This window comes from Metabacillus idriensis (assembly GCF_050483325.1).
Taxonomy (GTDB): domain Bacteria; phylum Bacillota; class Bacilli; order Bacillales; family Bacillaceae; genus Bacillus_P; species Bacillus_P idriensis_A.
Window position 1 is genome coordinate 140,213 of the sequence record NZ_JBCMYF010000024.1, and the last position, 10,376, is coordinate 150,588.

The following is a 10,376-nucleotide window of genomic DNA, read 5'->3' on the forward strand; positions in this document are numbered from 1 at the left end:
TGCATAGATTAGGGGATTCAGCTGGAAATGGTATGAAAAATGAGCGCACTCATCCTATTCTCTAGGTCTCGTTTTTTTGCTTATTCAAAAAACGTTTAGAAAATAAGATTAGTTCCACATGTCTCCAGTACCTTTTCCTTTCCAATATTAGAATGATATTAGTATATGATAACAAAACAAAATCTGTCAACCGCATTTGTAAGCAGTTACATCATGGATTCGTATAGTCCCGCGAGTTGAAGATTCTCTTCAAAACAGGAAGCCCCGTCCTCCAGACACCAGCATGCACTCAGCACAGCCTGACAAAAGCCCCAGCCAATCATACGGCTTCTGTCCAAACCTAATTCTTTTGTAAACTGCTCAATTCTTTTTTCAAGCACATCCCGGGGATTTTTTTTATCAAACAAATAATTTTTACTGAAGCTTGAAACTTCAAATTCAGCTTCACCTATAACCCCCTTTGGATCTATCGCCATCCAGTCCCCGCCCTTTTTCAAAATATTATCCTGATGGAGGTCGCCATGCAATAAAATTGGTTTAGAAATGGTGTTTATTAATTGCTCAGAAAGAACCTCAGCCTTATGTATAAATTTTTCGTCTATCCTATTTTGCTCTACCCTTCCTAAGCCAGACATCCAAGCTGACAAGTGGGGAAAAGGATGGCTGCCTTCATACGGATGCCAAATACTCTTCATAACAAAAGAAGCAGCTAAAACAGCTTTTTCATCACTTTCAACTTCTGAAAGCATGGTGCCCGGCTTTATTTTTTCCAAAATTAAGAGGCCGTCAACTATATGATCATCAATCAGTTTAACCATGCCGCTGCCCCTTCCCAGTACCTTTAATGCAATGCTCTCAGCAATCAAATCTTTATGGTTGGGGAGCCCGATTTTAACAACCGCCTCTTCGCCATTGGCATTAATAGCCTGTGCTACATAGTGATACGACAATTTATAAGGATCGCTTATTTTCAGGCCGTATTTCTGCTCGCATCTGTCAATAATGGAAGGAAGTTCACGGAGCCAGTCTTTCCCTTTATCTCCATGGACTCCGATAACCGTTTGTTTAAACTTACTTGGAAGGTTCATTTTCCCTCTCCCTCACTAAAAGCCTGATCTGCAAGGATGCCATACGTAATTTCATCTGCCGGCGGATTGTGGAGCCCCGCTCTTACATCTCTGTAATACCTTTGGAGAGGAAGGGAATTAAAGATACTTTGTCCGCCAACTACACGCATCGCAAGATCGACCACCTCGACTGCTGTATTTGTAGCAACTGTCTTGGCAGCTGCGAGCTCAGCTGCGAGATTAGTTCGTTTGTTTGGAGCAGTGTCCCATTTTTCAGCTGTTCCATACAATAGGTGCCTTGCAGTCAGAAGCGACAGGTCCATGTTTGCAATCTTTCTTCTCACTTCAGGCAGATCCTTAATTGGATGATTTAAACTGTTTGGCTGATGTTTTTTTGCAAATTCGACAGCAAAATTCCTCGCTGCTATGGCAATTCCCAAATAACATGCAGGTATATGAAGCAGCCAGCCTTGCGGAGGCGCTCCTTTAGAAGGTTTCGTTTTCAAACCTGTCATCGCTTCTAGTTCAATTTCTACATTTTCAAGAATTAAATCATCGCTTCTTGTTCCTCTCATTCCAAGCGTGTTCCATGTTTCTTCAATGGATAGCCCAGAAGATTCCTTTGGAATAATAAATTCCCCTACTTCTAAAGTTTCCTCAATCGTTGCAGTGATCAGGAAATAATCAAGTGCAGGAGCAAGGGATGTGAATATTTTCTTGCCGTTAATGATCCACTTATCCCCGCTCCGCTTTGCTGTCGTTTCAGGCTTGCCGCCTCTTGCTGGACTTCCTCCATTCGGTTCAGAAGCAGCGCTGTTCAGCAATTTGTCGAACTGTATGATTTCTCGGGAAATCCGGGCATATGTTTTTTCATCCCATTTTTCCGTTTCTCTAATGTTCATGAGGATCCCAAGATGCCAGCCAAGTGATAATGCCGTTGCTCCGTCTCCTTGTGCCAGCTTTTCCTGTATTAACACAAATTCATAAAGAGACAGATTGTCTCCGCCATATTTTACAGGGATTGATAATTTCAAGTATCCTGCTCTTTTTAAATCACGAAAATTTTGAAAAGGAAAAAGAGCCTCCCGATCATAATAATCTGCCCGCTCAGAAAATTTCTCTGCAAGCTCAGAAGCTGTTTCCAACAATGCTTTTTGCCGGTCTGTTTTGATGAATTGCTGATCAAGCACGATCCCACCTTCTTTCACCTTATATTCTATCTTTTCTCGCCAATTTGATAAAGTATTCCGATCTGATAGCTGTTTGTATATAGAATACTCAGTCTTTTTTATTTCCTAATGTTAGCAGTTCTGATAAAATAGAACTAATTCTGGTTAAAGGAGAGAAACGAATGACTTCTTTTCAAAAAAATCTCGAAAAATATGCAGAGCTTGCTGTTAAGGTTGGCGTAAATATTCAAAAAGGACAAACTCTTGTCATCAACGCTTCACTTGATGCAGCTGAATTTGTTCGCTTAGTTGTAAGAAATGCCTATGAAACAGGTGCAAAACATGTGCAGGTAGACTGGAATGACGATGACGTAACCCGTACTAGGTTTGAGCTTGCGCCGCAAGAAGCGTTTGAGGAATTTCCTGAGTGGCGTGCAAAGGGTCTTGAAGCGCTTGCCGAAAATGGTGCTGCCTTCATGTCGATCGTTTCATCATCCCCTGATTTACTAAAAGGGATCGATTCAAAGAGAATCGCAGCCAGTTCTAAAGCTGCAGGCACTGCTTTATCTACATACAGAAATTATGTTCAGGCAGACAAAGTAAGCTGGTCTGTAATCGCGGTTCCATCTGAAAAATGGGCTGCAAAAGTATTCCCTGAAGCAGGCGGAAATGCAGTTGAACAGCTTTGGGACGCAATCTTCAAAGCAACCCGCACAGATCTTGAAGATCCTGTGGCTGCTTGGAAAGAACATGATCAATCCCTGAACAGCAAGGTAGATTATTTAAACGGCAAGAAGTACAAAAAGCTTCATTATCGCGCAGAGGGTACGGATTTAACGATTGAACTTCCTGAAAAACATCTATGGATCGGTGCAGGAAGCGTCAATGAACAAGGAAATGAATTTATGGCCAATATGCCGACAGAAGAAGTGTTCACGGTGCCTGCAAAAGAAGGCGTTAACGGAGTTGCAGCAAGCACAAAGCCTCTCAGCTACGGCGGTAACCTCATTGACAAGTTTTCGCTTACTTTTGAAAACGGCCGGATCACAGATGTAAAGGCAGAAGAAGGCGAAGAAATATTAAAAGAGCTAGTAGCAACAGATGAGGGCTCCCATTACTTAGGAGAAGTGGCGCTTGTTCCGCACGATTCACCTATTTCGATGTCTGATGTTTTATTCTACAATACGCTTTTTGATGAAAATGCATCCAATCACTTGGCAATCGGCAATGCTTATGCTTTCTGCATTGAAGGCGGAAAGAAAATGTCCCGCGAGGAATTGGAGAAAAACGGAGTCAATTCAAGCATCACACATGTTGACTTTATGATTGGTTCTGCTGAAATGGACATTGACGGGATCCTCGAAGACGGCACGAGCGAGCCGCTGTTTAGAAAAGGCACTTGGGCCATTTAAGCTGAAAAATCAAAAAACCGCCTGGATTTTAACTCCAGGCGGTTTCTATTTATTTCTCTGACGGTTTCTTTTCAAACCACATCAGTCCGATTGTTCCTTCTCCAACATGAGCGGAAATCACAGGACTTAATTCTCCGATTTCAATGTCCATTGACGGGTCGATTTGTGAAAGTCTTTCCTTCCACTCACCCGCTTTTTCAAAGAGATTGCTGTGAATGACAGCTACTCCATAAACACCCTTTTCTGTATAGGATGCTTTAAAAAGTTCGAATATGCGGTTTTCAGCTTTTTTGGTCGTTCTTACTTTTTCAAGCTGAACTAATTCACCATTCTGAAACTCAATAATCGGGCGAATTTGCAGCAAATTGCCAATTACCATCCCAACGCCTGAGACACGTCCCCCTTTGTGAAGCTGCTCAAGGCTGCCAATCAAGTTAAGTCCTCTTACCCGCTCGGGGAGGTCCTGCAAATGTTCGGCTATTTCTTTGCCAGTATACCCTTCCCGGTCCATGCGGGCCCCCTCAAGCATCATATATTCCTGAGCTTTTGCGCCGATTTTAGAATCAATATGAACCATATTAAACCCGGCAATCTCTGCCGCGAGCATGGAAGCATTCAGGGTGCCGCTTACTTTTGAAGTCACATGAATGGCGATTCCCATTTCGTATTCCTGTTTCAGTTTTTCATATAATTGAACGAAATCACCGACAGCAGGCTGACTTGTTGTTGGTGAAATTTTCGATGCTTTTAATTTTTCATAAAACTCTTCATTTGTCAGTTCAATGCCGTCTTTATAACAATTCCCATCAAATATGATAGAAAGCGGCACAACATTTATCCCGTATTTTTCAGCAGTATCTTCTGAAATGCAAGAGACACTATCAGTAATCCATGCAATTTTTTTCAACGTATGTTTACCCCCAGGCGTTTTCACTAGGCTCTTTAGGAAGACATTTTATTTAAAATCTCAGTCTTGGCAAAAACAGCCTTTCATTAACACATACTACCAATTCCTACTAGATTGCTAGGAAAAGTGTCAACAGTTTTCATTCTATAGTGAACTAAAGGAATAAACAATAGAAAGATTGACATGTTCATTGAATTTTCTTATTTAAAGTTGACGATTGACGAAAAATGCAGAATTCATGTACGATGAGACATATCAACCTGAACGGGAGAGTAAAACGATGAAATCTGTAGAAGTCTACATATTATCCGGATTTTTAGGAGCGGGTAAAACAACACTATTAAAAAACATTTTAAAACAAGAACAAGATAAAAACCGAAAAATCGCCGTCATTATGAATGAGCTCGGAAAAGTATCCATTGATTCTGACGCTGTCTCAGATGATATTCCTTTAAAAGAGCTTTTAAATGGATGTGTATGCTGCACAATGCAAGGGCAGTTAGAAGCACAGCTCCAGGGTATGCTCTCACAATACGACCTTGATGCGATCTATATTGAAACAACAGGTGCGGCACATCCGATTGAAGTGCTTGACGCTTGTTTATCGCCTGTTTTTGCTGAAAAGCTGGCTATTGGCTCCATCGTAACGCTTGTTGACGGCGCCCGCTATCATGATCGCCGCGCCTTAAGTATTCAGCTTCAAAAGCTCCTGCAGGAACAAATTCACCATGCGGATATTGTTCTTTTGAATAAAGTCGATAATCTCTCAGAATCAGCACAGGCATCCCTCGTCTTTGATATCCAGAACATTGCCCCTGATTCCAAAGTGCTGCTGACTCAATACGCCAATATTCGATTAAGTGATTTTCAGCATTTAGCCCGCAAGCAGCAGAAGGAGCACGAAAAAACACATGTTCATTTTGATCTTCATTTAAAGACATATGTTCACACTTTTACAGAACAAATCGATTTTGACGCTTTTGAAGATTTTTTGAGAAACATGCCTGATACAATCTACCGCATAAAGGGCTACCTATCCTTTACACATTCGCAGGATACGTACTTGTTTCAGTATTCATACGGCATGCCGCTCTACTTAAAAGAGCCTGTTAAAATGAAAAAGACGCTTGTTTTTATCGGCGAAAATTTAGATCATGCCTTGCTGAAGGATCAGCTTGAGGCACTGCAGAAATAGGTTTCTTAAAATAAAATGCACTATGCAAAATAAACAGGAAAACGGGCAGTAAATTGCACAGCAATTTATACCCGTTTTTTTGTTTTTTGTGGAATCATTCGACCCTTTTGATTCCACAAAACTCGGAAAGGCGTACAATTGTGGAATCATTCGACCCTTTTGATTCCACGAAACCATGGAGAGTGAACGATTGTGGAATCATTCGACCCCTTTGATTCCACAAAACTCGGGAGATTGAACAATTGTGGAATCGTTCGACCTCTTTGTGTCCGCAAATCCAGGGAGTTTGGCCAATTGTGGAATCATACCACCTCATTGATTCCACAATTCCCGGAAGTTTGACCAAGTGTGGAATCATACCACCCCTTTGATTCCACCGTAACCAGGAGTTTGGCCGATTGTGGAATCGTACACATGAAATTACTATTTATGTACAAAAATGCACCTTTTCAATCGGTGTCAAAATGATAATAACGCCCAACTTAAAAATTGGGCGTTTTCCTAATGCTATTCACTTACTTAAGTTTAAAGCAGGTCTGTTCATTTAGCGATTCTTCTCGTATATCTTTAAATTCGCATACACCATTGATAAAACCGGCGTTTCTACCTCATGTTTCTCGGCAAGCTTCAATAGATACCCCTGCAGATGATCTGCTTCGATTTCTGTCATTTTTTCCATATCTCTTTGCATGGAGGACTTCATTCCGTGTGTCATGTTATGTATTTTTTCGAGCTGTATATCTTCAATTCCAGCAGCAATTGGTGCACCTTCGGCACGCATAATCGATCCAATTTCATAAAAGAGTTTCTGTGCAGCATTTAGTCCGAATTCATTTTCGCGGATGGGCCCGATTGGTGAACGGAACAGTGTAGTGACGCCAGACAAACCTGAGATGAACATATATTTATGCCACATATCAGTGAGAATCCTTTCACTCTTACGAATTTCAGCATTTGAGCCGGCAAATAATGCTTCCAGTTTTTCAACTGCTTTATTCTGCTCATTGTTAAGTGCTCCGTAAACGAGTTCATGGATTGGACTGGTCTGGACGATTGCCCCATTCTGATCCACAGTCGATTCAATAAAACATAAACCGCCGATGACACGTTCTTCAGAGAATCTCTCCTGCAGCATGTCCAAATGGGAAAACCCATTAAGAAGCGGCATAATGAGAGTCTGATCTCCAACAAATGGCGACAAATCCTCGATAACTTTTTTCAGATGATAAGCTTTTACAGATAAAAGGATAAGATCGAATGATTCCTTTTTATCTCCGGCAATCATAATGTGCGGATAAAAATGATAATCACCGTGTATACTTTTCACTTGCAAACCTTGTTCATTCAGCAAATGTGCCCTTTTTTCTCTGACTAAAAACGTGACATCTTCCCCTTTTTCAGCGAGACGGGCACCAAAATATCCGCCCACCGCCCCTGCACCAACTACTAAAACTTTCACTTTTCCATCCCCTTTCCTTCATATTCAAGTTTATAGAAGCTTTAAAGAAAAGACAAAAAATCCTTCTCGGAATAAGCAGGATTTCTTTATCGACCGTATATACACTTGAATATCCTGCATCTCTCATAAGCTTGAGCGCAACACGCGGGCCTCTGTCAAGCAGGATTGTTTCCGCACGGCTCATGATCGAACCTGGAAAAAGGGTATGATGTTGAGATCATTGAGCTTAAAAAAATCGCGCTATGGACAGGTCTTTCCAGGGGAGATATTGATGTAACCGGACAAGTATGGCTCCGGCTGACCGACAAACCGCTCTATGATAAGTTTAAAAAAGACGTTGAAATCGGAGAGCCATGGTTTTATGGAACACGACTTGGACTTGCGGTGCCCCAGTATATGAAGGATGTTAACAGCATCGAAGACTTGTACTCTAAAAAAGCTGAATACAATGGTGAGATCATCGGGATCGATCCAGGCTCAAGCTTGATGCAGCTGACAACAAAAGCGAAGCAGAAGTATGGCCTTGACTATGAGCTTGTTGAATCTTCCGAGGCTGCCATGCTGACAGAATTTAAAAAAGCGTACAAAAAGAAAGAACCGATTGTTGTTACGCTATGGAGTCCTCACTGTTTTTTCGCTGATTACGACATTAAGTACCTTGACGACCCTAAAAATGTGTACGGTGCTCCTGATAAAATTCATTCGATGTCAAGAATCGGATTTACAGATGAACATCCGGAAATTGTGAAATGGATGTCAGAGTGGAAAATGAATGATAAACAATTCAATTCTCTTATTAAATACGTTCAGGAAGAATCTCTGACACAAGAGCCTGATGCCTATGAAAAAGGCGCAGAAAAGTGGATAAAGAAAAACAGGGATCTTGTAGACAGCTGGATCGAGGAAAAATAAAAAACCGCCAATTTGGCGGTTTTTTTTATAGCTTGCTTTCAGAAAGACTGTTCCGTTTTTTATGCATACATCGTTTGAATCTGCTTTTGAACATCCTCATTCTCAAGGTACTCATCATACGACATTTGTTTGTCAATCACGCCATTTGGTGTAACCTCAATGATGCGGTTTGCAATCGTTTGAACAAACTGATGGTCATGAGAAGTGAAGATCATTGCACCCTTGAATGCAATTAATCCATTATTAAGGGCTGTGATTGATTCTAAGTCTAAATGGTTCGTAGGCTCATCTAACAGCAGAATGTTTGAGCTGCTGAGCATCATTTTAGACAGCATGCAGCGGACTTTTTCTCCACCTGATAAGACACTTGCTTTTTTAAGAACTTCTTCACCAGAGAAGAGCATTCTTCCAAGGAACCCGCGCAGGAAGCTTTCGCTTTGGTCATTAGGCGAGTATTGGCGAAGCCAGTCAACAAGGTTTGATTCAACGCCTTCGAAGAATTCGCTGTTGTCTTTAGGGAAATAAGCTTGAGAAGTAGTTACTCCCCATTTGAATGTTCCGCTGTCTGCTTCCATTTCGCCCATTAGAATTTTAAATAGAGTCGTAATGGCGATTTCATCACGGCCGACAAGGGCAATTTTATCTTCTTTGTTCATAATAAAGCTGACATTATCAAGAACTTTTACACCGTCGATTGTTTTTGAGATGCCGTCAACACGGAGAACATCGTTGCCAATCTCTCGCTCAGGTGTAAAGCCGACCCAAGGATAGCGGCGTGAAGATGGTCTGATATCATCAAGGGAAATTTTATCAAGCAATTTCTTTCTTGAAGTAGCCTGTTTTGATTTCGAAGCATTTGCACTGAACCGCGCAATAAACGCTTGAAGTTCTTTAATTTTCTCTTCTTTTTTCTTGTTTGCATCTGATGCCATGCGGCTTGCAAGCTGACTTGATTCATACCAGAAATCATAGTTTCCGACATAAACCTGAATTTTTCCGTAATCAAGATCCGCAATATGCGTACATACTTTGTTAAGGAAGTGACGGTCATGGGATACAACAATAACGGTATTTTCAAAGTTGATCAGGAATTCTTCCAGCCACTGAATCGCTTTGATGTCCAAGTGGTTCGTAGGCTCATCTAGCAGAAGAACGTCCGGTTTGCCGAACAAGGCTTGAGCAAGCAATACTTTCACTTTGTCTCCGCCTGTCAAGTCTGCCATTTTCTTGTCATGAAGCTCATCTGTGATGCCAAGTCCTTTTAAAAGAATGGCTGCTTCACTCTCAGCTTCCCACCCGTTAAGTTCTGCAAATTCACCTTCAAGCTCAGCTGCACGCATGCCGTCTTCATCTGAAAAATCAGCTTTCATGTAGATGGCATCTTTCTCCTGCATCACCTCATAAAGGCGGGCATGGCCCATAATAACAACCTTCATAACTTCATAGTCTTCATATTCAAAGTGATTTTGTTTAAGAACCGCGAGACGTTCGCCAGGTCCTAAGCTGACGTTTCCAGTCTGTGCTTCAATCTCACCTGAAAGAATCTTAATAAATGTAGATTTCCCTGCACCGTTTGCTCCAATTAAACCATAGCAGTTGCCAGGGGTGAATTTTATGTTAACATCTTCAAAAAGTTTGCGGTCACCATATCGCAATCCAACATTGCTTACTGTAATCATTAAAGTTAGTCCTCCATCTATACATAATCTACAAAATTATAACACGAACTGGCGAAAAAAAATAATAAATGAAGTTTTGCGCTTAAAATATATGGGTCATTTATGCAAAGTCCATTTAATGTTCACATTCCAAACGTTTTGAACGGTGCATTTTTATGATAGGATTATGTGTATTACATCCCGGAGGTTATCCCATATGAAATTACTTACTCTCCTAGAATACTCGCTTTATATTCTATTTACCGGACTGTTCCTTGCTTTTACAGGATTTCAGACGAGCAATGTCACTTTTTTCATCTGCCTTGTCGTCATTTATCTCATCGTCCACTATTTCAGCAAAAAAATCTTGACTAAATATGGAAAAATAGATGCGAAAGTCTCTTTTGGAAAATCAATTCTTGGAATTATCGGAGCGGTTTTTATCACGATGCTTGTATTAACGCTAATATACACATAAGAAAAGCTCAAGCGCCCGTTCTGTCCGAGGATTTGGGCGATGGAGCTAGACATCTAGAAAAGCGGAACCGACTGGTCAGACCCGACAGACAGATTAGGATCCGGCTGAAAAGGCGCTTT

General features: G+C 41.2%; 9 protein-coding genes. 4 read left to right on the forward strand and 5 right to left on the reverse strand.

Going from position 1 to position 10,376, the window contains the following annotated elements; translation table 11 throughout:
- Positions 1–206: 206 nt before the first annotated feature.
- Together ABEQ24_RS14445 and ABEQ24_RS14450 are read right to left on the reverse strand one after the other, a co-directional pair.
- On the reverse strand, positions 207–1,088 hold the full coding sequence (locus tag ABEQ24_RS14445) for an aminoglycoside phosphotransferase family protein (protein ID WP_430007430.1): 882 nt from the start codon (positions 1,086–1,088) through the stop codon (positions 207–209).
- Positions 1,085–2,257 carry an acyl-CoA dehydrogenase family protein gene (locus ABEQ24_RS14450; RefSeq protein ID WP_430007431.1) on the reverse strand — a complete coding sequence of 391 codons (1,173 nt, stop codon included), beginning with the start codon at positions 2,255–2,257 and terminating at the stop codon, positions 1,085–1,087. Before ABEQ24_RS14450 ends, ABEQ24_RS14445 begins: the two co-directional genes overlap by 4 nt.
- Before the next feature lie 161 nt (positions 2,258–2,418).
- Between ABEQ24_RS14450 and ABEQ24_RS14455 the strand changes: the two genes are divergently transcribed.
- On the forward strand, positions 2,419–3,648 hold the full coding sequence (locus ABEQ24_RS14455; protein ID WP_430007432.1) for an aminopeptidase: 1,230 nt from the start codon (positions 2,419–2,421) through the stop codon (positions 3,646–3,648).
- Positions 3,649–3,697: 49 nt separating this feature from the next.
- On the opposite strand, the gene ABEQ24_RS14460 is transcribed toward ABEQ24_RS14455, so the two are convergent.
- Positions 3,698–4,555, reverse strand: coding sequence for a DegV family protein (locus tag ABEQ24_RS14460; RefSeq protein ID WP_430007433.1), 858 nt, complete (start codon positions 4,553–4,555; stop codon positions 3,698–3,700).
- A 280-nt stretch (positions 4,556–4,835) separates the two neighbouring features.
- On the opposite strand from ABEQ24_RS14460, the gene ABEQ24_RS14465 reads away from it, so the two are divergent.
- Positions 4,836–5,750, forward strand: a complete 915-nt coding sequence (locus ABEQ24_RS14465) for a CobW family GTP-binding protein (protein ID WP_430007434.1) — start codon at positions 4,836–4,838, stop codon at positions 5,748–5,750.
- A 544-nt stretch (positions 5,751–6,294) separates the two neighbouring features.
- On the opposite strand, the gene ABEQ24_RS14470 is transcribed toward ABEQ24_RS14465, so the two are convergent.
- Positions 6,295–7,209, reverse strand: coding sequence for a ketopantoate reductase family protein (locus ABEQ24_RS14470; RefSeq protein ID WP_430007435.1), 915 nt, complete (start codon positions 7,207–7,209; stop codon positions 6,295–6,297).
- A gap of 234 nt (positions 7,210–7,443) precedes the next feature.
- On the opposite strand from ABEQ24_RS14470, the gene ABEQ24_RS14475 reads away from it, so the two are divergent.
- The gene (locus ABEQ24_RS14475; RefSeq protein WP_430007447.1) at positions 7,444–8,121 is read left to right on the forward strand and encodes a glycine betaine ABC transporter substrate-binding protein; all 678 of its coding nucleotides are present in this window, start codon (positions 7,444–7,446) and stop codon (positions 8,119–8,121) included.
- A 59-nt stretch (positions 8,122–8,180) separates the two neighbouring features.
- On the opposite strand, the gene ABEQ24_RS14480 is transcribed toward ABEQ24_RS14475, so the two are convergent.
- The gene (locus tag ABEQ24_RS14480; RefSeq protein WP_133311362.1) at positions 8,181–9,800 is read right to left on the reverse strand and encodes an ABC-F family ATP-binding cassette domain-containing protein; all 1,620 of its coding nucleotides are present in this window, start codon (positions 9,798–9,800) and stop codon (positions 8,181–8,183) included.
- A 196-nt stretch (positions 9,801–9,996) separates the two neighbouring features.
- On the opposite strand from ABEQ24_RS14480, the gene ABEQ24_RS14485 reads away from it, so the two are divergent.
- Complete coding sequence (locus ABEQ24_RS14485) at positions 9,997–10,257, forward strand: hypothetical protein (RefSeq protein WP_430007436.1); 261 nt, start codon at positions 9,997–9,999, stop codon at positions 10,255–10,257.
- Positions 10,258–10,376 lie beyond the last annotated feature (119 nt).

Coding starts and splice junctions, on each gene's coding strand:
- ABEQ24_RS14465 (WP_430007434.1), top strand. CDS start 4,836: ATGAAATCTGTAGAAGTCTACATATTATCCGGATTTTTAGGAGCGGGT.
- ABEQ24_RS14485 (WP_430007436.1), top strand. CDS start 9,997: ATGAAATTACTTACTCTCCTAGAATACTCGCTTTATATTCTATTTACC.
- ABEQ24_RS14480 (WP_133311362.1), bottom strand. CDS start 9,800: ATGATTACAGTAAGCAATGTTGGATTGCGATATGGTGACCGCAAACTT.
- ABEQ24_RS14445 (WP_430007430.1), bottom strand. CDS start 1,088: ATGAACCTTCCAAGTAAGTTTAAACAAACGGTTATCGGAGTCCATGGA.
- ABEQ24_RS14455 (WP_430007432.1), top strand. CDS start 2,419: ATGACTTCTTTTCAAAAAAATCTCGAAAAATATGCAGAGCTTGCTGTT.